Here is a 24,175-nt window from a genome sequence, read left to right as displayed (position 1 = left end):
TCTCCCCCGCGACGTCGCCCGCCAGCCTACGGCGCAGGCACCTCGGCCGGGCGCGCCGTCCACCGCCGCCGGCGGCAGCAACGGCGGAGGGCCACGACGTCGCCGTCGCCGACAGGCGGCCTCAGTGCGTCGCGACCTCGGCCGCGAGGGCGGGCGCCAGGTCACCCACCGGCGCGACGTCGACCTCCGGCACCCCCAGCCACCGGCCGAGCACGTGCAGTTCGGCGGCGAGGCGCGCCGCCGTCTGCGGCCCGGCCGCCTGCTCCCGGTGCGCCGACTGCACCCGCAGCACCCCGGCCCGGCGGTCGGCCTTGAGGTCGACGCGCGCGGTGAGCGCCTCGCCCTCGAGGAAGGGCAGGACGTAGTAGCCGTGCACCCGCTTCGCCGCGGGCACGTAGATCTCGATCCGGTAGTGGACGTCGAACAGCCGCTCGAGGCGGGTCCGCTCGAACACGAGCGGGTCGAACGGGTTGAGCAGCGTCGTCCCCGTCGCGCGCCGCGGGAGCGCCGCGTCCGCGTGCAGGTAGGTCGGCTCGTCCCACCCCCGCACGGTCACCGGGCGCAGGGTGCCCGCCTCGACGAGCTCGTCGAGCGCCGTCCGCACCGCGGGCCCCTTGAGCCGGAAGTAGTCGCGGAAGCAGCGCAGCGTCCCGACCCCGTGCGCGCGGGCGCCGATCTCGAGCAGCGCCCGGACGGCGTCGGCGTCCGCGACCGGCGGCGTCGCGACGACCTCCGGCGGGAGCACGCGCTCCGTGAGGTCGTAGCAGCGCTCGAACGCGCCGTTGCGCCGCGCGGACGTGATCTCCCCCGTGAAGAAGAGGAACTCGAGCGCGCGCTTCGCGACCGTCCAGTTCCAGCCCCACTGCGAGCGGTCGCGCGGGTGCGCCCGCCCCTCGGCCTCGAGGATCTCGTGCACCTCGCTCGCGGTGATCGGGCCGCGCTCCGTGACGAGGCGCCGCACGTCCTGGACCGCCTCGGAGTGGCTCATCTCGACCGCGCTGATGGTGCCCCACGCCTCCGTGCGGTACCGGCGGCGGCGCCACTCGAGCAGCGGCCACGTGCTGGGCGGCACGTAGGACGCGACGTGCGCCCACGTCTCCACGAGCCGACGCGGCGCACGGCCCGCCGCGCGGTCGAGCAGCGCCGTGTCGTACGGGCCGAGCCGCGCGTACAGCGGCATGAGGTGCGCCCGCGCGAGCACGTTGACCGAGTCGATCTGGAGGAGCCCCAGGCGGTCGATGACCCCCTGGACCTGCCGCATCGTCGGGGCGCGCCCGCCGGACCCGGCACGCGCGCCGACGTCCGGGCGCTCCCGGTGCAGCCCTTGCGCGGCGAGCGCGACACGGCGCGCCTGGGACAGGGACATCGACTCGGACCTCGACGGCGTGGCGACCACCCCCCGATCCTGCCCGCCCCCACCCACACGCCCACCCGCCGCCCACCCGGCGTCCACCCGCCCCCGCCGACCAGGCGGTCCTGGCGCGTCCCGGCGGCCGGACCCGCCACGACCACCTGCTCGGCCGACCGGGATCGCCTGGTCGGCGGCGGTCGGCGGGCGGCGGTCGGCGGGCGGCGGACGGTGGGCAGCGGGCAGCGGGCAGCGGGCAGCGGGGGCGGGTCAGCGGGCGACGGGTCCGGACAGCACGACGCGCCCGGACCCTCGAGGGTCCGGGCGCGTCAGGTGCGGTCAGGCGCTCTTCTCGACCGAGGCGTCGGCGCAGTCGCAGGACGTGTCGAGCGCGACGACGCCGTACGTCCAGCCGCGGCGGCGGTAGGCGACGGACGGGCGCGACGTCTCGATGTCGACGAAGAGGAAGAAGTCGTGGCCGACCATCTCCATCTCGTACAGCGCGTCGTCCACCGTCATGGGCTCCGCGGTGTGCAGCTTCTGCCGGATGACGACGGGCGAGTCGCCGAGCGTCGTCTCGACGGCCTCCCCGGGCGCGGTCGGCGCGGTCGGCGCCGGCGGCGGGGGTGCCTCGTGCGTGGCCGGGTCGTAGGGACGCACGTCGACGGGCGGCACGACGGTGTGGTTGCGGTGGTCCTTGCGACGGTCGCGGGCGCGGCGCAGCCGTTCCGCGAGCTTGTCCATCGCGAGGTCGAGGGCGCCGAACCGGTCGTCGGCCGCGGCCTCGGCGCGGACGACGGGTCCCTTGGCCCGCACGGTGAGCTCGACGCGTTCGCGGACCCCCGAGAGCCTCGGGTTGTTCTCGTGGGTGACCTCGACGTCCACGCGCTGCGCCGTGGGCGCGAGCTGCTGGACCTTGGCGAGCTTGTCCTCCACGTGCCGGCGGAAGCGGTCTGCCACTTCCGTGTGCCTGCCGACGACGACGATCTCCATGTGAGCCTCCGCGAGGATCTAGTGCGACGCCCGGCCCGGTGCGTCCGGGCGCCTCGTTCGGATTCGGTAGGAGCACCCGCTGCCGGGTGCGGTGGGCTACCACCTCCTTGCGGCGCAGGGCCGCGCGCTCGGTACGCTCGCGCGGCGGCGCACGTGTCCTGCACGTCCGTCGTCCGCGGCGACTGGCCCTCAGCCTAACCCCGGGCCCGGGGTGTCGGCAGCACCAACGGAAGGTGAACGAGGGGACCTTCGACCCGCGCGGCGCGGACCTCACGGAGGCTGCCCGGCGGACCGCCGTCGTTCGCCCGGCGACGGGGTCGCGGCGAGCGCGACGGCGCCCAGCACGAGAGCGCCCGCGCTGGTCAGAGCCCTCTCGCACGCGGCGAGGGTGGCTCCCGTGGTGACGACGTCGTCGACGAGGAGGCACGCCACGACCGGTGCCGGTGCACCGGTCGACGGGCGCCGCCCGGGCCGTCCTCGACGCGCTCCGGCGGACGGTCCGACGAGCGGTCGGACGAGCCCTCCGGCACCGGCCCCGAGGAGCTTCCCGGGGGCGACGGCGACCGTGCCGAGACGGGCCCCGCGCGCCCGCGAGCCGAGCCCGACCTGGTCCCGGGCGCGCCCGCGGTGCACGAGGAGCGCGGCGCTCCGGGCGGGGGTTCCCGAGGTGTCGAGTCCGGCGGCGACCGCACGCGCGAGCAGGGCGACGGGGTCGCGCCCGCGGGCGCGACGCGCGGCCCGCGTCGTCGGTGCCGGGACGACGGGGACCGGGCACCCCCGGGACCCCTCCCCCGGGACCGCCCCGACCCCAGACCCGAGCGCGGGACCGAGCGCGGTGCCGCGCCCCTGCCCGAGCACGGCTCCGAGCACCGGCCCCAGCGCGGTGCCCGCGCGCCACGCGGCGTCCGCGAGCGGCCGGTCGAGGTCCGCCCTGCCGCGGTCCTTCCAGGCGACGACGACGCCGCGCACGGGCCCCGTGTACGCCGCCGGCGCCCACACCGGCAGGGGCGCGACGCCGTCGAGCCGGTCGAGGCGGGGCGCCCCACGCTCGCGCCGCTGGAGCGGGGCGCGCAGCGGCGCGAGGCAGGGCTCGCACCACCGGACGTCGGGCGCGTCGCAGCCGGGGCACGCGACGGGCAGGACGAGGCGGGCGACGTCGTCGAGGGCGGCGAGGAGCACCGGGCCAGCGTGCCCGGTGGCGCGAGCGTCCGGCACCGGCGGACCGGCCACCTGTGGACGACGCGCGCACCGCGGGCTCCCGACCCGCGCCGTCCGGGAGCCTGTGGTCGCCCGGCGCGCCTCGCGCCACCGGGCGCGCGGCGTCTCAGCCGGGGTACGTGGGCAGCCGGACCTCGGTGGCGATCTTGGTCCAGAGGCTCGACGTGCCCGCGGCGTACAGGCTGCTGTCGCTCGTCCCGACGAGCGTCGTGCCGACGCCCGTGGCCGACGCGAGCGAGACGGCGCCCTCGACGGGCGAGGCGGCGACCGTCGGCCCCCCGACGGGCACCCGCTGGACGACGACCTCGGACTCGCCGGACGCCCGGCCGAGCACCCCGAGGAGCGCGCGGTCGACCCACGTCACCTGTGTCGCGGCGGCGATCGGCTGCCCGACCCGGACCGGTGCGGAGAGCTGGGTCGGCCGGCCGGTCTCGTCGCGGACGATGCCCGCGACGTGGACCTGCGCCCCGGACCCCGAGTCGCTGACGACGGCCACCCGGGCGCCGTCGGGCGCGACCCGCAGCGACATCACGGTGCGCCCGTCGAGCCACGGCGCGGCCACCTCGGAGACCGCCGCGTCGCTGCCGGCCTCCCGCAGGTCCACGACCTGCAGCGACCCTGCCTGCACCTGCGGGCCGCTCCAGACGTACTGGAACCGGTCGATCGACGGCGCGACGAGGCTCGTCCCGGTGAGGAGCGTGACGGGCCCGGCCTCCGCCGTCGGCGCCGTGACGAGCCGCGCGGCGCCGTCCCGCACGACGTACGTGGCGTCGTCGGCCCGGCCGCGGAACGCGAGCGCGGTGGGCTGGAGCCCGGCGAGCGGGGCGGCCGACGTCACCGCGCGCGTCGTGCGCCCCTCCAGGCTCATGACCTGGTCGCCCGAGAGCACGACCGGCTCGTCGGGCGTGGTGGCGACGCCGATGGTCGGGACGTCGTCGGCCGAGAGCTCCGAGCCGCCGACGCCCACCGTGATGTCGACGGGCACGCCGAGCGAGGCCTGGAGCTGCGCGATGAGCATCGCGCGGTCGGCCGGCGACGCCGCGGTCACCGGGTCGGTGAGGGGCACCGCGACCCTGCCCTCCCCCGGGGGCACGGAGTCGATGCTCAGCGAGGTGCCCTCGGGCGCGACCGTCGCGACGGACCCTGCGAGCCAGTCGGCCGGGCCACGCAGCGTCTCGCGGACCGCGAGCGCCTGCCAGTTCCGGCTCGGGAACCAGCGGGCGTCGGGCACGAGGTAGGCCCGGTCGAGGGTCGGGAAGTAGAGGTTGGCCTGCTTGAAGGTGCGCGCGAAGTTCGTGGCCGTGATCGTCAGCCCGTCGTCGACCACGTCGATGCGCCACTGGTCGTCGGCGTCGCGGACGAGGCCGTAGGAGACCTCGGTGGTCCGGCCGGGCGCCTGCTCCGTGTAGACGCCGCGCTCGTCCACGGTGCCCACGACGTCGGCGGTGGCGCGGACCGTCGTCGTGCCGCCCTCGATCGCGGCCTCGTCGACGTCGAGCTGCGGCACGTCCTCGAGGATCGCGACCTGGGAGACGGGCGACCAGTCGTCCTGCGCGTCGCGCGTGAGGAACTCGGACGCGACGTCGAACGAGCCGCGCGCGCCCTGGGCCTGGGCGGCCAGGAAGCCGCGGACGATCTGGTCCGGCGAGGCGTCGCGGCGGGGCGAGGCGGCGCTGACGAACGGCTGGCCCGGGTCCTCCGGCGTCGCCTCGCCCTCGACGACCGGCCCGGACGTGGGGATCGAGGCGCACGCCGCGAGAGCGGCGACCCCCGCGGCCGCGATCCCGGCCGCGAGCGCGCGCCCGACCCGGCGCCGCAGGTTCGCCTGCCCCGTGGTCGGACGCCGCACGGTCCCCGTCGTGGTCATCGCCCCTCCTGGACGTCGTCGGGGCCGGCGGCCGGACCGCCGCCGGAGCCGGGCACCGTCGCCCGGCCGGGCTGGGGCGCGTGGTCGCGCGGGATGACGACGGGGATGCCGCCCGTGACCGACGGCAGGTCGGCGGGGCCCGCCGTCCCCTCGACGTCCTCGACGACCGGCGTCCGCACGCTCCACTCCGCGGGCAGCCCGCGGCCGGCGGCCGCCTCGGAGACGAGCGGCAGGGGGGACGACTGGAGCCGGATCCCGGCGCGCCGCGGGAGCGTGAGCCGGAAGCTCGCGCCCCGGCCGGGGCGGCCCCACGCCTCGAGCCACCCGCCGTGCAGGTGCGCGTCCTCCAGCGAGATCGCGAGCCCGAGGCCGGTGCCGCCGGTCGTGCGGGCGCGAGCGGGGTCCGCACGCCAGAAGCGGTCGAACACGTGCTGGACCTCGTCGGTCGTCATCCCGACCCCGTGGTCGCGGACCGTCACCGCGACGGCGTGCCCGTCGCCGTCGACCGTGATCTCGACCGGCCGCTCCTCGGCGTGCTCGACCGCGTTGACGACGAGGTTGCGCACGATGCGCTCGACCCGCCGCGGGTCGATGTCGGCCGTGACGGGCTCGTCGCCGAGGTGGACCGACAGCCACACGCTCTTGCGCTCGGCGAGCGGGGCGGCGTGGTCGACGGCGGCGTTCACCACGTCGCGCAGGTCGCGCCGCTCGGCGTCGAGGACCGCGGCGCCGGCGTCGAACCGGCTGATCTCGAGCAGGTCGGCGAGCAGGTCCTCGAACCGGTCGAGCTGGGCCTGCAGGAGCTCGGTCGAGCGTCGCGAGACCGGGTCGAAGTCCTCGCGCGACGCGTGCAGCACCTCGGAGGCCATGCGGATCGTGGTGAGCGGCGTGCGCAGCTCGTGGGACACGTCCGAGACGAACCGGCGCTGGAGCATCGACAGCTCCTCCATGCGCCCGATCTGCTCCTGGAGGCTCTGCGCCATCTCGTTGAACGAGTGCGCGAGGGACGCCATCTCGTCGTGGCCCTTGACCGGGAGCCGCTCGTCGAGGCGGCCGTCCGCGAGCCGTTCCGCGACGCTCGCGGCCTGGCGCACCGGGAGCACCGCCTGGCGCGTGACGAGCGCCGTGATCCCGACGAGCAGGGCGAGCAGCACGAGCGCCCCGACGAGCAGGACCGACTGGAGGAAGCGCAGCGTCTCCTGGTCGGCCTCGAGGTCGTAGAGGTAGTAGAGCTCGTACGTGCCCGCGACCGGCACCTCGACGGTCGAGCCCACGACGATGCCGGGCACCACCCCCGACGACTCCGGGTGGGCCGGGTCGACCGGGATCGCCACGGACTGGAGGTACTGCTCGCCGTCCGCCGCGACGGTCGCCGCGCGCATCTCGGGCGACACGAGGCCGTCGAGCTGCTGGTCGGTCGACTGGTCGAGGAAGCCGACCGTGCCCGACCCGCCGGACTGCCAGAGGAAGACGTCGCGCGACGACCCGGTGGTCTGGAGCATGGAGAAGAGGTCGAAGAGGAGCGACTGGGCCTCGGTCGGCGTCGACGCGGGCGACGCGTCGAGCGTGCGGCGCGCCTGCTGCGTGGACTGGGCGCTCTCCTGGTCGAGCTCGGCGGCACGCCGCTCGTAGAGGCCGTCGCGCATGGCGTCGGTGAGGTAGGCGCCGAGCGCCCCGACGGTCAGCACGCCGACGACGAGCGCCGACGTGACGACACGGAGCTGCATCGACGAGCGCCAGCGCCACACCACGCGGCGGACGGTCGCGCGCGCCCGGCGCCGGACGCGGCGCCAGAGCCCTCGCCCGCGCCCGTCGGCGGAGCCGGCCGTCGTGCTCACGTGCGGGTCGCGCCCGCCTTGTAGCCGACGCCGCGCACCGTGAGGACGATCTCCGGGTTCTCCGGGTCGTGCTCGATCTTCGAGCGCAGGCGCTGCACGTGGACGTTGACCAGCCGCGTGTCCGCCGCGTGCCGGTAGCCCCAGACCTTCTCGAGGAGCACCTCGCGCGTGAAGACCTGCCACGGCTTGCGCGCGAGCGCGACGAGGAGGTCGAACTCGAGCGGGGTCAGGGACACCTGCTCGCCGCCGCGCGACACGCGGTGCCCCGTGACGTCGATCTCGACGTCGCCGATGGACAGGTGCTCGGGGGCGGGCTCCTCCGTGCGGCGCAGGCGCGCCCGGATGCGGGCGACGAGCTCCTTGGGCTTGAACGGCTTGGAGATGTAGTCGTCGGCACCCGACTCCAGGCCGAGCACGACGTCGACCGTGTCGCTCTTCGCGGTGAGCATGATGATCGGGACGCCCGACTCCGCCCGGATGAGGCGGCACACCTCCGTGCCGTCCTTGCCCGGGAGCATGAGGTCGAGCAGGACCAGGTCCGGCTGCGTGGTGCGGAACGTCTCGAGCGCGAGGTCGCCGTCCGCGCAGAACACCGGTTCGAAGCCCTCGGAGCGCAGGACGATGCCGATCATCTCGGCCAGGGCGGTGTCGTCGTCCACCACGAGCACACGAACCTTCATGCGGACATCTTGCCATCGACGGGCCCGACGTCGGGGCGGCCGGGCCCCGCGGCGAGGGTGAACCCGCGGGCGGGGCGCACCCGGCGGCGCGAGCCGGTCGGCCGCCGCGCAGGGCCGCGTACTAGGGTGGCCTCGCCGCCGTTGCCGATCCTCGCCCGGCGGCCTGGACCGACGCCCGAGCCGATCGCGGGGGACCACGAGCACATGAGCACACCCGACACCTCCGGCACGCCGGACGGTGCCACGCCCGACCCGACGGCGGCCCCCGGCCCCACGCCGCCCGCCGCGCCCGGTCCGGGCGGCGACGCGAGCGGCTGGGGCGCGCCCTCGTACGGCGCCCCCGGCTACGGTGCGCCCGGCTCGTCGGCGCCCCAGCCGCGGTACGGCCAGTACGCGCCCGGCCAGGAGCCCGGTCAGCACCCGCCGACGGACCAGCCGCCCGCACCCGGCGCGTGGGGTGCGCCCGGCGCCGCTCCGGGACAGCCGGGGTACGGCCAGCCGGGCTACGGCCAGCAGCCGGGGTACGGCCAGCAGCAGCCGGGGTACGGCCAGCCCGGCTACGGCCAGCAGCCGGGGTACGGCCAGCCCGGATACGGCCAGCAGCCCGGTTACGGCCAGCAGCAGTTCGGGCAGGGCCAGTACGGGCAGCAGCAGTACGGCGCGCCGGGCTACGGCCCGCCGCCCGGCCTCGCGGGCGCGCCCTACGCGCCGGCCGCGGCGAAGCCCGGCATCATCCCGCTGCGCCCGCTGTCGCTCGGCGAGATCTTCGACGGCGCGTTCGGCGCGATCCGCCACAACCCCCGGGTCGTGCTCGGCATGAGCGCGCTCGTCGTCGTGGTGGCGACGCTGCTCGGCACCTTCCTGGGCTGGGCGTTCTCCGGCTACGTCGCCCAGTACTTCGACGTCGTGCTGGACGAGGCCACCTTCCCCGGCTTCGACGAGAGCTTCGCCACGACGCTCGCGAGCTCCCTCGGCATCCAGGTGACCACGTTCTTCGCCGCGCCGATCATCGCGGGTCTCCTCACGGTCTCCGTCGGCCAGTCCGCGATCGGGCGCAAGGCCGGTGTCGGCGAGGTCTGGTCCCAGGTCGGACGGCGCACGTGGTTCCTCATCGCGTTCCCCCTGCTGACCGGCCTGGCTGCGTCCGTGGCGCTCGGCCTGGCCACGCTCCTCGTCGTCGCGGGCTTCGCGGTCTCCGAGGGGCTCGGCGCGTTCCTCATCGTCGTCGCCCTGCTCGCCTGGCCCGTGCTCCTCGTCTGGGTCGGGACGCGGACCGGCCTCGTGCCTCCCGCCCTGGCGCTGGAGGGGCAGCCGTTCTGGCGGACCGTCAAGCGGGCGTGGCTGCTCACCCGCGGCAGCTTCTGGCGCCTGTTCGGCATCTACCTGCTCGCCCTCGTGGCGATGAGCTTCGTCTCCGGCATCGTCGCGTACCCCGCGAGCCTCGCCGCGTCGTTCCTGCTCATGGCGGGCCAGACCTTCCTGTACCACCTCGTGCAGGCGATCGGCGTCGCGCTCTCGATGATCCTCACCTCGGTCTTCCTGGGCTGCATCGTCGCCCTGCTCTACATCGACGTGCGCATGCGCCGCGAGGGCCTCGACGTCGAGCTCGCCGCGGCGGCGAGCGAGCAGCCGCCCGCATGACCGTGCGGTCGCTCGCGGCCGACGTGCCCGTGCAGCCCGGCGCCGACGAGGCCCGGCGGTGGCTCGTCGGCGAGCTCGCCGGGCCGGAGTACCGCACGGACCCGTCGCTCCTGCAGCGGTTCCTCGAGTGGCTCCAGGGACTGTTCGACGGCGCGCCCACGCTCGACCTCGGCGGCCCGCTGACGGCGGTGGTCGTCGTCGTGGCGGTCGCCCTCGTCGCGGCGGTGGCCTACTGGGTCGCCGGCCCGGTGCGCCTGTCGCGCCGGGCGAAGGCCTCGGTGGTCGTGCTCGACGACGACGCGCGCACCGCGGCCGAGATGCGGGCCGCGGCCGACGCCGCCGCGGCGCGCGCCGACTGGGCGACCGCCGCGCTCGAACGCTTCCGCGCCGTCGTGCGCTCGCTGGAGGAGCGCGCGGTCCTCGACCCGCGTCCCGGACGGACCGCGTGGGAGGCCGCGCGGACGGCGGGCGAGCGCCTGCCCGACGTCGCCGACGGGCTCGAGCGCGGCGCGCACCTGTTCGACGACGTCGCGTACGGCGCCGTGACCGTCGGCCCGGAGGCGGACGCCTTCCTGCGCGCGCTCGACGAGCGGACGCTCGCGACGCGCCCCGCGCTCCGTGCGGAGCTCGCCGCGTCCGCGCCCGGTGACGGCGCATGAGCGCCCCGACGACGTCCTCCGTCCCGCCCGGTGCGGCGCCCTCCGCGGGCGCGTCGGGCGACCCGCGAGCCGTGACGACCGCCTACGTGCCCGTCGTCGGCGACGGCACGACCGCCCGCTCGCGGGCCCGCAGCCGCTGGCGCCGGGCGCGCTGGCCCGTCGCCGTCGTCGGCGCGCTGCTGCTGCTCGCCGGGCTGACGGCGCTCGCGCGCCCCGCGACGTCGGCCACGCCGCTCGCACCCGACAACCCGGGCCCCGCCGGGGCGCGCGCGGTCGCGCAGGTGCTGGGCGACCAGGGCGTCGAGGTCACCTACGTGCGCACGGTCGCCGACGCGGTGCGCGCCGCCGAGGAGGGCGGCACGCTCCTCGTCGCGCAGGGCGACTACCTGCTCGACGAGCAGGTGGACGCGCTCGTCGGGACCCCCACGGACCTCGTGCTCGTCGCGCCGCCCGACCACCTGCTCGCCGCCGCGACCGACGGCGGCGCGGAGCTCGCGTACGACTGGGGCTCCGGCGGGTCGGCACGACCGGCGCGCTGCGCGGACCCGGCCGCGCAGGCCGCGGGCTCGATCCGCTCCGACGGCGTCGGCTTCGTCGCGCTCGACGACGCGACCGTCCTCTGCTTCCCCTCCCCCGACGACCCGTCCCTGGGCGCCTACCTCGTGCACGAGGCCGACGGGCGCACGGTGCGCGCGGTGGACACGCCCGCCGTCCTGCGCAACGACTCGGTCACCGAGGACGGCAACGCCGCGCTCGCGCTCTGGACGCTCGGCGCGCACGACCGTCTCGTGTGGCTCGTGCCCGACCCGTTCGACACGTCGCTCGCCGACGACGGGAGCACGACCCCCGGGCTGTCCCTGCCGCCGTGGTTCGGCGTCGTCGCCCTCCAGGCGCTCGTCGTGCTGCTCGTGGTCGTGCTGTGGCGCGGCCGCCGGCTGGGCCCCCTCGTCACGGAGGACCTGCCGGTGATCGTGCGCGCCGCCGAGACGACGCGCGGCCGCGGCCGCCTCTACCGACGCGCCGGGGCGCGCGGCCACGCCGCCGCAGGGCTGCGCGCGAGCGCCGCCGACCGTCTCGCGCACCGCCTCGGCCTGCCCCGCTCGGCCGACGCCCCCACCGTCGTCGACGCCGTCGCCCGCGCGACGGGTCGGCCGGGCGACCAGGTCGCCCAGCTCCTGTACGGACCACCACCCGCCGACGACGCGGCGCTGCTCGAGCTCGCGCGTCACCTTGACCGGATCGAGAGCGAGGTCTACCACTCGTGACGCACCACCCCGACGGCTCCGTGCCGCAGCCCGACCGCTACGCGCCGCCCGCCCAGGACCCGGGCGCCGCCGACCGCGTGAGCGCGGCCGCCGGCCAGCCCGCGCACCGGCCCGGACCGCAGGCACCCGCCCCGCAGGCGCCGTACGCCCAGGGCCATGCGCCCGCCACGCCGGCCCCGACCCCGACCCCCGCACCGGTGCACGACGCCCCGCCCGCGCCGTCGCCCGAGCTGCGGCAGGCGCTCGCCGCCGTCCGCAGCGAGGTCGGCAAGGCCGTCGTCGGGCAGGACGGCGCCGTGACGAGCCTGCTCATCGCGCTGCTCTGCAAGGGCCACGTGCTGCTCGAGGGCGTGCCCGGCGTCGCCAAGACGCTGCTCGTGCGCACGCTCGCCGCGTCGCTCGACCTCGGCACGAAGCGCGTGCAGTTCACGCCCGACCTCATGCCCGGCGACGTCACGGGCTCGCTCGTGTACGACGCGCGGACCGCCGAGTTCTCGTTCCGCGAGGGCCCGGTCTTCACGAACCTCCTGCTCGCCGACGAGATCAACCGCACGCCCCCCAAGACCCAGGCGTCGCTCCTGGAGGCCATGGAGGAGCGGCAGGTCTCGGTCGACGGGACGCCGCGCCCGCTGCCCGACCCCTTCCTCGTCATCGCGACGCAGAACCCCGTCGAGTACGAGGGCACGTACCCGCTGCCCGAGGCGCAGCTCGACCGCTTCCTGCTCAAGGTCGTGCTGCCGCTGCCGGAGCGCGAGCAGGAGGTCGAGGTGCTCGCGCGGCACGCCGCCGGCTTCAACCCGCGCGACCTCGCGGGCGCCGGGGTGCGCGCCGTCGCCGGGCGCGACGTGCTCGACCGCGCCCGCGCGGAGGTCGCGCGCGTCCAGGTCGCGCGCGAGGTGCTCGGCTACGCCGTCGACGTGTGCCGCGCGACGCGCCACTCCCCCTCGCTGTCCCTCGGCGTGTCCCCGCGTGGCGCGACGGCGCTGCTCGCCACGTCGCGCGCGTGGGCGTGGCTCTCGGGCCGCTCCTACGTGACGCCGGACGACGTCAAGGCCCTCGCGCACCCCACGCTGCGCCACCGCGTGCAGCTGCGGCCCGAGGCCGAGCTGGAGGGCGTGACGGCCGAGAGCGTGCTCGACACCGTGCTCGCGTCCGTCCCCGTCCCCCGCTGAGGCGTCGCTCGTGGCCCTGACGTGGCGCGCCGTCGTGCTGGCGGCGCTCGGGATCGTCCCCGTGCTGCTCGTCCCCGTGCCGGGGACGGTGCTCGTGTGGACGCTGCTCGTCGTCGCGCTGTGCGCGCTCGACGCGGCCCTCGCGGCGTCCCCGCGGCGTGTCGCGATCGAGCGGCGCGTCGCGGGCTCCGTGCGGCTCACCGACGCGACGGCGTCCCGGCTCACGCTGACGAACCTCGCCCCGCGGCGGCTGCGCGCGCTCGTGCGCGACGCGTGGCCGCCGTCCGCGGGGACCCAGGTCAACCGGCACGACGTCGACCTGCCGCCCGGCGAGGCGACGCGCGTGACGACCGTGCTCGTCCCGACGCGCCGCGGCGAGCGCGTCGCGGACCGCGTGACGATCCGCTCGTTCGGCCCGCTGCGGCTCGCCGCGCGCCAGGCGTCGATCCCCGTGCCCGGGCGGCTGCGCGTGCTCCCCGAGTTCGCGTCGCGACGCCACCTCCCGAGCCGCCTCGCGCGCCTGCGCGAGATGGACGGGCGCGCCGCGGTGCAGGTGCGCGGCGAGGGCACCGAGTTCGACTCGCTGCGCGAGTACGTGCTCGGCGACGACGTCCGCTCGATCGACTGGCGCGCGTCGGCGCGCGGCCGGGACATGGTCGTGCGCACGTGGCGGCCCGAGCGCGACCGCCGCGTGCTCATCGTCGTCGACACGTCCCGCACGTCCGCGGCGCGCGTCGGGGACGCGCCGCGCCTCGACGCGAGCATCGAGGCGGCGCTCCTGCTCGCCGCGCTCGCGGGGCGCGCCGGGGACCGCGTCGAGCTCGTCGCCTACGACCGCACCGTGCGCTCGCGCGTCGCGGGGGCCGCCGGGCCGCGCCTCATGCCCGCCATGGCGGACGCCCTCGCGCCGCTCGAGCCCGCGCTCCTCGAGACCGACTGGCCCGGCCTCGTCGGCACCGTCCACGAGCGCCTGTCGCAGCGCGCGCTCGTCGTGCTCCTGTCCACGCTCGACGCCGCCGCCGTCGAGTCCGGCCTGCTGCCCGTCGTCGGGCAGCTCACGGCCAAGCACCAGGTCGTGCTCGCCGCGGCGGGCGACCCCGAGGTCGCCGCCCTGCGCGACGACCGCACCGGGACCGCCGAGGTGTACGACGCCGCGGCCGCCGCGCGCGGCGAGATCGAGCGCGCCGCCGTGACGACGGTCCTGCGCCAGCGCGGCGTCGAGGTCGTCGACGCCCTCCCCGACGACCTCGCCCCCCGCCTCGCCGACACCTACCTCGCGCTCAAGGCGGCCGGCCGCCTCTGAGCCCCCGCCGGGGGCCACCGAGCCGGAGCCGGTGGTCGCGCGAGGTAGAGCCACGGTCGCACGAGGTAGAGGCCCGGTCTCACGAGGTAGAGGCGTCGTCCCACGAGGTAGAGCCGAGGCCGCGCGAGGTAGAGGCCAGGTCTCACGGGACGAGGGTGCCCGGGTTCGCCGAGCAGGGATCCCGGCTCCGTCTGCGGCGCCGGGCCACCAGAAGCGCCCTGTCGGGCGCCACGACCGTCCGGTCGGCGCGCAACCCGTCTGAGGTGGCCCGACGTCGTCGTCCCTCCGAGCGTGGGCAGGCCCACCCTGGGCGACCACGCCTCTACCTGGCGGAACCAACGCTCTACCTCGCGCAACCACGGCTCCACCTCGCGCAACCACGGCTCCACGTCGCGCAACCACGGCTCCACCTCGCGCAACCCACGCCTCTACCTCGCGGAACCACGGCTCTACCTCGGGAGGCCAGGCCTCTACCTCGCGGGAGGTGGTGCAGGGGCCCTCTCCCCCGACCGTCAGGGGCGGGAGGTAGGGTCGTCCAGCACGTCCATCCCGACCTCAGGAGGCTCCCGTGGCCTGGCAGCCGACCGACCCCCGGCAGCGCGTCCGGCGCAACCGTCGCGTCGCGATCATCGTCGTGGTGGCGCTGCTCGCGACGTTCCTCGTCCCGGCGCTCGCGATCGTCCTGTCCTGACGGGCCGATGGCCGACGAGCGGTTCGGGCCGCGGCTGAGCCACGACGACCTCAACCGGGCGCTGCTCGCGCGCCAGCACCTCGCGGCACCGCGCGACGCGACCGTGCTGGACGAGGTGCGGCACCTCGTCGGCCTGCAGTCGCAGGTCCCGTCGTCGCCGTACCCGGCGCTCTGGTCGCGCCTGGCGGGCTTCGCGCCGGACGACCTGGGCGACCGCCTGCTCGACCGCCAGGTGGTGCGCGTCGCGACGCTGCGCGGCACGGTGCACCTCGTCGCGGCCGACGACGCGCTCGAGCTGACGGCGCTCGCCCGCCCCGGCCTGGCGACCTACCTGCGGTCGCGGAACCAGCACGGGACCGCGCTCGCGCACGTCGACCTCGACGACCTCGAGCGCGCGGCGCGCGACCTGCTCGCGGAGCCGCTGACGTCGGTCGAGCTGGGGCGGCGCCTCGCGGAGCGCTGGCCCGACGTCGACCCGAAGCACCTCGCGTACGCGGCGCGCTGCCTGCTCCCGCTCGTGCAGGTCCCGCCCCGCGGCCTGTGGGGCGCGAGCGGCGCGGGCACCACGACCACCTGGACGACGGCGCAGGCCTGGCTCGGTCGGGCCGACGACGCCCTCGACGCCGTCGCGCACGGCACGGACCCGGACGCAACGCTCGCGGCGCGCGTGCGGCTCGTGCGCCGGTACCTCGCGGCGTTCGGCCCGGCGTCGGTGGCCGACGCGCAGCGCTGGGCGGGCCTGACCCGGCTGCGCGCCGCGGTCGACGTGCTGCGGCCCGAGCTCGTGACGTTCACCGGCCCGGCCGGCACCGAGCTCCTCGACCTGCCCGACGCGCCGCGCCCGCCGGGCGACGAGCCCGTGCCCGTGGTCCTCGCGGGCGACTTCGACAACCTGCTCCTGTCCCACGACGACCGCACGCGCGTCCTCGGGGACCTGCCGGTCACGAGCGTCGTGAGCGTCAACGGTCAGGTCGCGGCGGCGGTCCTCGTCGACGGCCGCGTCGCGGGCGCCTGGACGGCCCGCCCGGCGGCACCGGCGGCGCGCAGCGCCCGAGCAGCGGACCCAGGCACCCCCAGCGCCCGAGCAGCGGCCGCGCGCGGCGCCCGAGCGGCGGCCCCGGCCGACGGGACGCGCCCGGCCGACGGGACGGACGTCGTCGTGCACGTCGAGGTGCGGCCGCTGCGCGCACGGAGCGGCCCCGGCGCGCCCGGCGGCGAGGCGCCGAGCCTCGCCGACCGCCTGCGCGACCCCGCGGTGCGCGACGAGGTCGTCGCGCGCGCCGAGGACTGGGTGCGGTGCGGGTGGCCGGACGCCGGGGCGCGCGTCGTCGTCGACGGCTGAGGCGTCGCGGGTCAGGCCGCGACGGGCGCGGTGTCGCCCGCGTGGTCGGCCGTGAGGTCGCCCGTCTCCCCGGCCCGGACCGCGCGGCGTCCGAGCACGATCGTGTAGACCCAGAACGCCGCGAGCGCGACCGCCCCGATCACGATCTTGAGCCACCACGGCAGCTCCGACCCGGTGACGAAGCCCTCGATGACGCCGGAGACCGCGAGCGCGATCGCGAGGCCGATCGCGACGGTGACGAGCGCCCGGCCCTCCTGCGCGAGGGCGCGCGAGCGGGGCAGGGGGCCGGGGTCGATCCACGCCCAGAAGATCCGCAGCCCGGCGGCGCCGGCGACGAAGATCGACATGAGCTCGAGCAGCCCGTGGGGCGCGATGAGCTGGAGGAAGAGCGCGAGCTCGCCGTGCGCGGCCATCATGCCGCCGATCGAGCCGATGCCGACCGCGTTCTGGAACAGGACCCACGCGGGGAACACCCCCGTGATCCCGAGGCCCACGCAGAAGGCCGCGATCCGCGCGTTGTTCGTCCACACGACGGCGGCGAAGTCGACGCCCGGGTCGTAGTAGGACGCGAACGCGTCGTTCACGTACTCCTCCTGGGTGCTGGGCGGGCCCATGGAGGCGAGGCCCTCGGGCGTGGTCGCGACCCAGACGCCCGCGACGAGCGCGACGAGGAGGCACGCGGCGGTCACGCCGACCGACCACCACCGGATCCGGTAGAGCGCGGCCGGGAGGGACACCGTGAGGAACCGCACGACGTCGCGCCACGCGGGCTCGTGCGCCCCCGCGATGCGCGTGCGGGCGCGCCCGAGGAGCACGGACAGGCGCGAGATGAGCACCGGGTCCGGCGCGACGGAGCGCACGGTCGACAGGTGCGTCGCGACGGCCTGGTAGAGCCGGACGAGCTCGTCGGCCTCCGCGCCGTCGAGCGTGCGGCGGCGGACGAGCGCGTCGAGGCGGTCCCACTCCGCGCCGTGCACGTCGGTGAAGGCGTCGAGGTCCACGACCGATACCCTGCCACACGGGGCGTGCCGCCGGTGCGCCGACCGACGGGCGGGCAGGACCCGCGACGGCGAGGACGGGAGCGGGCGTGCGCGAGGGCATCGTGATCGGCGAGGGCGTGGTCCTGGACGCGCGACCGGCGTCGTTCGTGACGCGCGGGCTGGCGCTCGCGCTCGACCTGCTCGTCGTGCTGGTGTTCTTCGTCGCGACGCTCTTCGTGCTCGGCGCCTCGCTGGGCTCGCTCGAGCTCGACCTGGTCACCGCGATCCTCATCGCGTTCTCGGTCCTCGTCATGGTCGTCATCCCGACGACGGTCGAGACGCTCTCGCGCGGGCGCTCGCTCGGCAAGCTCGCGCTCGGCATCCGGGTCGTGCGCGACGACGGCGGCCCGGTCCGGTTCCGGCACGCGTTCCTGCGGGCGCTCGTCGGGGTCGGTGAGATCTGGCTGACGTTCGGCTCGGTCGCGCTCGTCGCGTCGCTGACGAACGACAAGGGCAAGCGGCTCGGCGACATGGCGGCGGGCACGTACGCGATCCGGGTGCGGGGCGGGCGACCGACGCTCGCCCCGCTCGCGATGCCGCCCTACCTCGCCGCGTGGGCCGCGCACGCCGACATGCGCCGGCTGCCGGACGGCCTCGCGCTGGCCGCCCGGCAGTTCCTCGGGCGCGCCGACCGCCTGCACCCGGCGTCGCGCGCACGGCTGGGCCAGGAGCTCGCGGGGCAGGTCGAGCGGTACGTCGCGCCGGGCCCGCCGCCCGGCACCCACCCCGAGACGTTCCTGCTCGCGGTGCTCACCGAGCGCCGCGACCGGGACCGCGCGACGGCCCACCGCGCGCAGGCCGCCGCGCGGGAGCAGGCCGAGCTGCTCCACCGGCTCCCCTACTCGGTGCCCGACCCGACGCGCTGACGCGCGCGGCGGCCCGTCGGAGCGTCCTCGAAGCGCCCGACGACGCGCGCGATCCCGACGAGCACGAGGGCGAACGCGCCGAACCAGACGGGCCGGCTCGCCCACCAGTCGGCGCCGCCCACGGCCGGGAGCTCCTGCCCGAGCACCACGAGGACGACCCCGACCACGACCACCATCGCGGTGAGGTGCCACAGGTACACGGTCATCGAGCGCCGCGCGAGACCGCGCACGACGGACCGCCCCCGGCCGTCGGCCCAGCGCACGAGCGGTCCCCGCGCGGCGAGCGCGAGCGCGACGAGCGCGACGGCGTGCAGCACGACGGGCGCGGTCGGCGGCCCGAGGTTGGACATCGCGTCGCCCGGCATGCCGATGAGCGAGACCGGGTAGGGCCCGACGGCGACGAGCAGGGCGGCGAGGGCCGCCGCGGCGAGCCCGGCGGCCACGAGCACGCGGGACCGCGGCACGACGGCGACGGGGACGACGCGGCCCCGGCGCACGACCCGCAGGCCCGAGCGGGCGTCGGCGTAGAGGAGCCCGACCGCGTAGGGCACGGCCCACACGAGCACCACGTTCACGAGCGCGAGCCGCTCGAGCCCGGCGCCGAACCGCAGGGCCTCGACCGCGAGCGGGGCCGCGGCGAGCCCGGCGACGGCCCACCAGCCGGCGGCGTGCAGCGCGCGGCGCAGGAGCGGCGTGAGCACGACGAGGCCGAGGTAGACCGCGAGGAACCACAGGAGCTGCGGCGCGAGCGTCGCGAGCGAGCGGACGGCGTCGGCCGGGAGCCCGACGGCCAGCAGGACGCCGACGGCGACCACCCACGCCCCGACGAAGACGGCCACCGGCCGCAGCAGGCGCGGCAGCCGGGCGCCCGCGAGGCGGGCGCCGTCGGCCAGGTCGGCGAGGGCGCTCGGGCGGGTCACGACCCGGCCCCGGGCGGCGGTCCCGCCGGGGCTGCCGGCACGCCGCAGCCCGTACGCCGCCGAGGCGCCCGCCGCGAAGAACAGCAGGGCGAGCACCTGGAGCACCCACGTCACGGCCCACCCGGCGCCGTGCGCGAGCGCGTTCCCGATCCGGAGCTGGTCGCCGTCCCACGTCGCGTCCGCCATGAGCCAGTGCACCGTGAGGACGCTCAGGGTCGCGACGGCGCGCACGGCGTCGACGAACACGTCGCGCGACGGGCGACGCGGCCCCTCGCCCGCCGCGGCCGCCGCGCCGGGCCGGTCCGGGCGCGGGGCCGGCGGGCCGCCGTCCCGGGTCCGGCGCGCGGCCGGGAGGACGGGCGACGACGCGCGGGGTCGGGCGGGGGGTGGCGACAGGACGGCCACGGGATGCTCCTCGGTCGGCGGGCCCGGGAGGTCTCCCGGTGCTCACCAGTCTCGAAACATCCCCTTCGTCCCGGTACGGGACGGTCCCCCGACCGCGTCGCGGTCGTCCACCCAGGTTCCGGGGGGTTGTCCCCCGCTGCTCAGACCATGAGCCGCTCAGACCTTGAGGTAGCGCAGGACCGCGAGGACGCGGCGGTGGTCGCCGGCGTCCTGCGGGAGCCCGAGCTTGCCGAAGATCGAGGTGACGTTCTTCTCGACCGCGCCGTAGGAGAGGAACAGGGCCTCCGCGATGGCGGAGTTCGACCGGCCCTGCGCCATGAGCTCGAGCACCTCGGTCTCGCGCGGCGTGAGGCGCGCGAGACCGTCGTCGGACCGCGACGCGCCCATGAGCTGGCTCACGACCTCCGGGTCGAGGACGGTCTGGCCCGCGGCGATGCGCGTGAGCGCGTCGACGAACTCGCCGACGTCCGCGACCCGGTCCTTGAGGAGGTAGCCGACGCCGCGCGCCCCGCCCGTGAGCAGCTCGCTCGCGAACCGCGTCTCGACGTACTGGGAGAACAGCAGCACCCCGAGGTCGGGGTGCGCCGCGCGCAGCGCGAGGGCGGCGCGCAGCCCCTCGTCCGTGAACGTCGGGGGCATGCGGATGTCGACGACGGCGACGTCCGGCAGCGCGTCCTGCGCCGCGAGCCGCGCGACCTGCGCGACGAGCTCGTCGCCGTCCGCGACCGCCGCCGCGACCTCGTGGCCGCGGCGGGTGACGAGCGCGACGAGACCGTCGCGCAGGATGGCGGAGTCCTCGGCGATGACGAGCCGCATGGTGTCCTTCCGGTCGGGCGGGCCGGGCGGCCCGGGCGGGCGCGGTGCCCCGGGGACATCCTGCCCGACGCCGCCCCGCCGCCCGGGCAGGACCGTCCCGTCCGTGCGCAGCACGTCAGACCCGGACGGGCAGGAGGACCGTGACGACCGTCGGCCCGCCGACGGGGCTCGTGAGCTCGAGCGAGCCGTCCACGGAACGCACGCGCTCCGCGAGGCCGGCGAGCCCCGAGCGGTGACCGTCGGAGCCCGGCTGCACGACGCGCGCGCCGCCCTGGCCGTCGTCGCGCACCCGCAGGCGCAGGCGGGCCCCCCGGCCGCCGCCCTGGCGCTCCACGAGCACGTACACGCCCGACGCGCGCGCGTGCTTGACCGCGTTCGTCACGAGCTCGGCGACGCAGAAGTACGCGATCGACTCGACCGCGGGGGCGAGCCGGCCGGACGCCTCGACGGCCGGGTCGACGTCGACCGTCACCGGCAGCGGCGAGCGCGCCGCGAGGGTCTCGAGCGCGACCGCGAGGCCGTTGTCGAGTGCCGGCGGGTGGATGCCGCGCGCGAGCTCGCGCAGCTCGACCAGCGCCTCCTTGGTCGACGAGTGCGCGAGGTCGACGAGCTCGAGCGCGTCGCCCGCGTCGCCGCCCGCCGCGAGCTGCTCCTTGGCCTCGCCGAGCTGCATCGCGACGGCGACGAGGCGCGCCTGGGTGCCGTCGTGCAGGTCGCGCTCGATGCGGCGCAGCTTCGCGTCGGCGTCCTCGACCGTGCGGCCGCGCGACTCCTCGAGGTCGGCGACGCGCAGGCTGGACAGCGTGGGGCCGAGCAGCGCCACGGTGAGCACGCGGAAGAGGTGCGCGAACGCGCGCGTGATGTGGGGCCACACCCAGAGGAAGAGCGCCCCGACGAGCACGAGGCCGAGCTGGCGCGCCGGGGTGTCGACGTACCAGTCGACGCCGAACTGCGCGCCGCGGTGCCACGACCCGTCGGCGGCCTGCTGCAGCGGGAGCCAGCGCGACCAGATCCAGTGCGTCATGCCGCCCAGCCCGACGGCGAGGAAGACCGTGCTCACGACGAAGGACAGGATGGCGAGCGGGAACGTCACGAGGAGGAACAGCACGGCCCGCCACCCCGTGCCGTCGCCGATCCCGCTCCACAGCGTGCTCCAGAAGCCGCGGCGGCGGGTGTACGGGGCGGGGGCGGCGACGTCGACCCCGAGCAGGGACCGCGCGAGCGACCGGTACATCGAGCCCCAGCCGCGCCCGCCGACCACGACCCACCCCGCGACGACGAGGCCCAGGACGGGCACGATCATCGCGACGAGGAAGACCACGGAGAACAGCCCGTAGGAGAACGCGAAGGGCGCCAGCAGGAGCGCGAGCGAGAGGTACCCGTACTCGCGCCACGTGCGCCCCGCGAACGGCGCGCGCGCGAAGCCGACCCGCTCGCGGTGGTCCACGTACCGCGGGTCGGGCTGCGAGCCCGCGAACGCGCCCGGGACCCCGGGCGCGGCGGCCACGGCGGACGCCGAGGGGTCCGACGGCGCGGCGGGCGACGACGGCACCGCGGAGGGGTGCGGCGTCGGCACGACCGCGTCGGGCACGCCCGGCGAGGGATCGCCCGCGGGCACGACGCTCGGCTGGTCAGGGGTCACGGCAGTCATGGTGCCAGTCTGGGCGCGCGCGCGCGGCGACGACAGGGTGGCGTCCGCCGCACCCGGGTGGGGACAACCCCCGTGCCTGCCTTCAGTGCAGCAGGTACTTGACCGCGATGACCACGCCGCCGAACGCCGCGGCGAGCAGCGTCTCCCCCACCAGCAGGCCTCCGCGCGCCCCCGCGCGGTACGCGGCGAGGAACCCCACCACGCCGAGCAGGACGACGGTGAACCACACCGCGACGAGGGCGGCGCCCTCGGCGTCGAGCCCGGCCGCGAGCGCCACGAGGTACACGACGATCCCGGGGAGCGCGCCGAGGAGCACCCCGACGTTGGACCGCAGCGCGACGACCGTGCGGCCCCACAGCGAGTGCCCGGTGTCGTGGAAGCGTCCGCTCACCGCGTCCACGTAGCAGTGCGCGAGCCAGTAGCCCACCGCCACGAGGGTCGTCGCGAGCACGACGCGGTCGCCCGTCGGGGCGTGCACGCTGGAGACCGCCATGACGAACCCCGCGACGATCGCGCCGTACAGGAGGTCGTGCGGGGGCTCGCGCTCCCAGCGGTCGCCCACGCGGTGCCACAGCGGCCGCACCCGGCCGGGCGGCGGCTCGTCGCGCACCTCGTCGGCCGGCCCCGTCGTGCCCTCGCCCGCGGGGGGCGAGGGCACGACTGGCGTGCGCTCGTCGGACGACGGGTCCATGCGACCTCCTCGGCGCGTGCCGGACGACTCGGGGCAGTGCTCAGTAGCGGTAGTGCTCCGGCTTGTACGGCCCCTCGACGGGGACGCCCAGGTAGTCCGCCTGGGACGGCGAGAGCTCGGTGAGCCGGACGCCGAGCGCGTCGAGGTGCAGGCGCGCGACCTTCTCGTCGAGCACCTTGGGCAGACGGTAGACCTGGCGTGCGTAGGCGCGCTCGCGCCCCTCGCGCGCGGCGGCCGTCGCGTCCTCGTAGAGCTCGATCTGGCCGATCACCTGGTTCGAGAACGAGTTGCTCATGACGAACGACGGGTGGCCCGTGGCGTTCCCGAGGTTGAGCAGGCGGCCCTCGGAGAGCACGACGACCGAGCGGCCCGCGGGCTGGCCGTCGGGGCCCGGCTCCGCGAACGTCCACTCGTGGACCTGGGGCTTGATCTCGGTGCGCGACACCCCGGGCACCTCGGCGAGGCCGGCCATGTCGATCTCGTTGTCGAAGTGGCCGATGTTGCCGACGACGGCCTTGTCCTTCATCGCGACGAGGTGCTCGGCGCGGATGACGTCCTTGTTGCCCGTGGTCGTGATGAAGAAGTCGGCCTCGCCGAGCACGTCCTCGATCCGGGCGACCTGGTAGCCGTCCATCGCGGCCTGGAGCGCGCAGATCGGGTCGACCTCGGACACGATGACGCGCGCGCCCTGGCCGCGGAACGCCTCGGCCGCGCCCTTGCCGACGTCGCCGTAGCCCGCGACGAACGCGACCTTGCCGCCCATGAGGACGTCGGTCGCGCGGTTGATGCCGTCGGGCAGCGAGTGGCGGATGCCGTACTTGTTGTCGAACTTCGACTTGGTGACCGAGTCGTTGACGTTGATCGCCGGGAAGAGCAGCTCGCCCGACTCGGCGAGCTGGTAGAGGCGGTGCACGCCCGTCGTCGTCTCCTCGGTGACGCCCTGGATCTCCTGCGCGATCGTCGTCCAGCGCAGCGGGTCGGCCTCGAGCGCGCGGCGCAGCACCCCGCGCACGACGTTCATCTCGTGGGTGTGGTCCGGCTCGCCCGGGAGCGTGTCCGGCGGGACGACGCCCGCGCGCTCGTACTGCAGGCCCAGGTGGACGAGCATCGTGGCGTCGCCGCCGTCGTCGAGGATGAGGTTGGGCGACTCGTCCCCCGGCCACACGAGGATCTGCTCGGTGCAGTCCCAGTACTCCTCGAGGCTCTCGCCCTTCCACGCGAACACCGGGACGCCCTGCGGGTCCTCGGGCGTCCCGTGCGGTCCGACGACGACGGCGGCCGCCGCCTCGTCCTGCGTCGAGAAGATGTTGCAGCTCGCCCAGCGCACCTGCGCGCCGAGCGCGACGAGCGTCTCGATGAGGACGGCCGTCTGCACGGTCATGTGCAGGGAGCCGGCGATGCGGGCGCCCGCGAGCGGCTGCGACTCCCCGTACTCGGCGCGCAGCGCCATGAGTCCGGGCATCTCGTGCTCGGCGAGGCGGAGCTGGTGGCGGCCCGCCTCGGCCAGGGACAGGTCGCGGACCTTGTACCGGCCGGGGATCTCGTCGAAGCCGGGGGTGGCGCCGGAGGTCGGGGCCTGCGCTGTGGTGGACATGGTTCTCCTGTGCGTTCTCGGTGCCGGCGGGGCCGGTGGTGCCGGCTCCGCGGTGGCTGCCGATGACTGGTCGGTTGCTGCGCTGGGGGCTCCCGTCCGCGCGGGACGGGACCGCGGCCCGCCCGGCACCAGCCTACCGAGGACGACGCCGTCCGGCCGGGGCGCGGACCGCCCG

20 protein-coding genes are annotated in these 24,175 nt (G+C 76.6%); 8 read left to right on the top strand and 12 right to left on the bottom strand.

Translation table 11 applies throughout. From position 1 onward, the window contains the following. Window positions 1-121: 121 nt before the first annotated feature. The 6 genes from ACPCUX_RS04445 to mtrA all read right to left on the bottom strand — a co-directional run bounded on the left by ACPCUX_RS04445 (window position 122) and on the right by mtrA (window position 7,944). Entirely contained in the window at window positions 122-1,366 is a 1,245-nt protein-coding gene (locus tag ACPCUX_RS04445) for a winged helix-turn-helix domain-containing protein (RefSeq protein WP_423388239.1), read from the bottom strand. A gap of 321 nt (window positions 1,367-1,687) precedes the next feature. Beyond that, window positions 1,688-2,341 carry a ribosome hibernation-promoting factor, HPF/YfiA family gene (gene hpf / locus ACPCUX_RS04440; RefSeq protein WP_021482087.1) on the bottom strand — a complete coding sequence of 218 codons (654 nt, stop codon included), beginning with the start codon at window positions 2,339-2,341 and terminating at the stop codon, window positions 1,688-1,690. Between the two features lie 270 nt (window positions 2,342-2,611). Then, window positions 2,612-3,520: a ComF family protein gene (locus tag ACPCUX_RS04435; protein ID WP_423388238.1), complete on the bottom strand. Its 909-nt coding sequence runs from the start codon at window positions 3,518-3,520 to the stop codon at window positions 2,612-2,614. A 145-nt stretch (window positions 3,521-3,665) separates the two neighbouring features. After that, window positions 3,666-5,426 (bottom strand): LpqB family beta-propeller domain-containing protein, encoded by a 1,761-nt coding sequence (locus ACPCUX_RS04430; protein ID WP_423388237.1) that lies wholly within the window; start codon window positions 5,424-5,426, stop codon window positions 3,666-3,668. Then, complete coding sequence (gene mtrB / locus ACPCUX_RS04425; RefSeq protein ID WP_423388262.1) at window positions 5,423-7,153, bottom strand: MtrAB system histidine kinase MtrB; 1,731 nt, start codon at window positions 7,151-7,153, stop codon at window positions 5,423-5,425. The genes ACPCUX_RS04430 and mtrB overlap by 4 nt, the downstream gene beginning before the upstream one ends. A 107-nt stretch (window positions 7,154-7,260) precedes the next feature. Continuing rightward, entirely contained in the window at window positions 7,261-7,944 is a 684-nt protein-coding gene (gene mtrA / locus ACPCUX_RS04420; RefSeq protein ID WP_034655451.1) for an MtrAB system response regulator MtrA, read from the bottom strand. Window positions 7,945-8,148: 204 nt separating this feature from the next. Here mtrA and ACPCUX_RS04415 point away from each other — a divergent pair, with 204 nt between their 5' ends. The 7 genes from ACPCUX_RS04415 (at window position 8,149) to ACPCUX_RS04385 (ending at window position 16,017) form a co-directional block, all read left to right on the top strand. Further along, on the top strand, window positions 8,149-9,585 hold the full coding sequence (locus tag ACPCUX_RS04415) for a hypothetical protein (RefSeq protein WP_423388236.1): 1,437 nt from the start codon (window positions 8,149-8,151) through the stop codon (window positions 9,583-9,585). After that, window positions 9,582-10,244 (top strand): DUF4129 domain-containing protein, encoded by a 663-nt coding sequence (locus ACPCUX_RS04410; protein WP_144722715.1) that lies wholly within the window; start codon window positions 9,582-9,584, stop codon window positions 10,242-10,244. The genes ACPCUX_RS04415 and ACPCUX_RS04410 overlap by 4 nt, the downstream gene beginning before the upstream one ends. After that, a complete protein-coding gene (locus ACPCUX_RS04405) occupies window positions 10,241-11,509 on the top strand; it encodes a DUF4350 domain-containing protein (protein WP_253705646.1) in 1,269 nt (422 codons plus the stop codon). The genes ACPCUX_RS04410 and ACPCUX_RS04405 overlap by 4 nt, the downstream gene beginning before the upstream one ends. 197 nt (window positions 11,510-11,706) lie before the next feature. Then, window positions 11,707-12,681, top strand: a complete 975-nt coding sequence (locus tag ACPCUX_RS04400; protein WP_034656053.1) for an AAA family ATPase — start codon at window positions 11,707-11,709, stop codon at window positions 12,679-12,681. Window positions 12,682-12,691: 10 nt separating this feature from the next. Continuing rightward, window positions 12,692-13,984, top strand: coding sequence for a DUF58 domain-containing protein (locus ACPCUX_RS04395; protein WP_085387531.1), 1,293 nt, complete (start codon window positions 12,692-12,694; stop codon window positions 13,982-13,984). A 568-nt stretch (window positions 13,985-14,552) separates the two neighbouring features. Then, entirely contained in the window at window positions 14,553-14,675 is a 123-nt protein-coding gene (locus tag ACPCUX_RS04390) for a hypothetical protein (RefSeq protein ID WP_255179365.1), read from the top strand. A 7-nt stretch (window positions 14,676-14,682) separates the two neighbouring features. Next, a complete protein-coding gene (locus ACPCUX_RS04385) occupies window positions 14,683-16,017 on the top strand; it encodes a winged helix DNA-binding domain-containing protein (RefSeq protein ID WP_423388235.1) in 1,335 nt (444 codons plus the stop codon). 11 nt (window positions 16,018-16,028) lie between these two features. On the opposite strand, the gene ACPCUX_RS04380 is transcribed toward ACPCUX_RS04385, so the two are convergent. After that, complete coding sequence (locus ACPCUX_RS04380) at window positions 16,029-17,018, bottom strand: stage II sporulation protein M (protein ID WP_396052412.1); 990 nt, start codon at window positions 17,016-17,018, stop codon at window positions 16,029-16,031. Between the two features lie 86 nt (window positions 17,019-17,104). On the opposite strand from ACPCUX_RS04380, the gene ACPCUX_RS04375 reads away from it, so the two are divergent. Further along, complete coding sequence (locus tag ACPCUX_RS04375) at window positions 17,105-17,923, top strand: RDD family protein (RefSeq protein ID WP_034654446.1); 819 nt, start codon at window positions 17,105-17,107, stop codon at window positions 17,921-17,923. Here the strand turns inward: ACPCUX_RS04375 and ACPCUX_RS04370 are convergent. From ACPCUX_RS04370 to ahcY, 5 genes are all read right to left on the bottom strand, one after another. Then, window positions 17,896-19,248: an acyltransferase family protein gene (locus ACPCUX_RS04370; protein WP_423388234.1), complete on the bottom strand. Its 1,353-nt coding sequence runs from the start codon at window positions 19,246-19,248 to the stop codon at window positions 17,896-17,898. The two genes, ACPCUX_RS04375 and ACPCUX_RS04370, sit on opposite strands and share 28 nt — an antisense overlap. Before the next feature lie 156 nt (window positions 19,249-19,404). After that, window positions 19,405-20,064, bottom strand: coding sequence for a response regulator transcription factor (locus ACPCUX_RS04365; RefSeq protein WP_034651737.1), 660 nt, complete (start codon window positions 20,062-20,064; stop codon window positions 19,405-19,407). A 115-nt stretch (window positions 20,065-20,179) separates the two neighbouring features. Continuing rightward, window positions 20,180-21,715, bottom strand: a complete 1,536-nt coding sequence (locus ACPCUX_RS04360; RefSeq protein WP_423388233.1) for a sensor histidine kinase — start codon at window positions 21,713-21,715, stop codon at window positions 20,180-20,182. Between the two features lie 82 nt (window positions 21,716-21,797). Further along, on the bottom strand, window positions 21,798-22,406 hold the full coding sequence (locus tag ACPCUX_RS04355; protein WP_034651704.1) for a hypothetical protein: 609 nt from the start codon (window positions 22,404-22,406) through the stop codon (window positions 21,798-21,800). Window positions 22,407-22,446: 40 nt separating this feature from the next. Further along, complete coding sequence (gene ahcY, locus ACPCUX_RS04350) at window positions 22,447-24,000, bottom strand: adenosylhomocysteinase (RefSeq protein ID WP_370512506.1); 1,554 nt, start codon at window positions 23,998-24,000, stop codon at window positions 22,447-22,449. Between the last annotated feature and the right edge of the window lie 175 nt (window positions 24,001-24,175).

Origin of the sequence: Cellulosimicrobium sp. AB352 (assembly GCF_049538415.1) — a bacterium.
GTDB classification, from domain to species: Bacteria; Actinomycetota; Actinomycetes; order Actinomycetales; family Cellulomonadaceae; genus Cellulosimicrobium; species Cellulosimicrobium funkei.
Note: the sequence above shows the minus strand (reverse complement) of the source record. Positions and strands in the feature narration are given on the sequence as shown.

Bases quoted from the DNA above. Each gene is read 5' to 3' on its own strand.
- ACPCUX_RS04445 (WP_423388239.1), bottom strand. From the start codon at position 1,366: ATGTCCCTGTCCCAGGCGCGCCGTGTCGCGCTCGCCGCGCAAGGGCTG.
- hpf (WP_021482087.1), bottom strand. From the start codon at position 2,341: ATGGAGATCGTCGTCGTCGGCAGGCACACGGAAGTGGCAGACCGCTTC.
- ACPCUX_RS04430 (WP_423388237.1), bottom strand. From the start codon at position 5,426: ATGACCACGACGGGGACCGTGCGGCGTCCGACCACGGGGCAGGCGAAC.
- mtrB (WP_423388262.1), bottom strand. From the start codon at position 7,153: ATGCAGCTCCGTGTCGTCACGTCGGCGCTCGTCGTCGGCGTGCTGACC.
- mtrA (WP_034655451.1), bottom strand. From the start codon at position 7,944: ATGAAGGTTCGTGTGCTCGTGGTGGACGACGACACCGCCCTGGCCGAG.
- ACPCUX_RS04415 (WP_423388236.1), top strand. From the start codon at position 8,149: ATGAGCACACCCGACACCTCCGGCACGCCGGACGGTGCCACGCCCGAC.
- ACPCUX_RS04410 (WP_144722715.1), top strand. From the start codon at position 9,582: ATGACCGTGCGGTCGCTCGCGGCCGACGTGCCCGTGCAGCCCGGCGCC.
- ACPCUX_RS04405 (WP_253705646.1), top strand. From the start codon at position 10,241: ATGAGCGCCCCGACGACGTCCTCCGTCCCGCCCGGTGCGGCGCCCTCC.
- ACPCUX_RS04385 (WP_423388235.1), top strand. From the start codon at position 14,683: ATGGCCGACGAGCGGTTCGGGCCGCGGCTGAGCCACGACGACCTCAAC.
- ACPCUX_RS04365 (WP_034651737.1), bottom strand. From the start codon at position 20,064: ATGCGGCTCGTCATCGCCGAGGACTCCGCCATCCTGCGCGACGGTCTC.
- ACPCUX_RS04360 (WP_423388233.1), bottom strand. From the start codon at position 21,715: ATGACTGCCGTGACCCCTGACCAGCCGAGCGTCGTGCCCGCGGGCGAT.
- ACPCUX_RS04355 (WP_034651704.1), bottom strand. From the start codon at position 22,406: ATGGACCCGTCGTCCGACGAGCGCACGCCAGTCGTGCCCTCGCCCCCC.
- ahcY (WP_370512506.1), bottom strand. From the start codon at position 24,000: ATGTCCACCACAGCGCAGGCCCCGACCTCCGGCGCCACCCCCGGCTTC.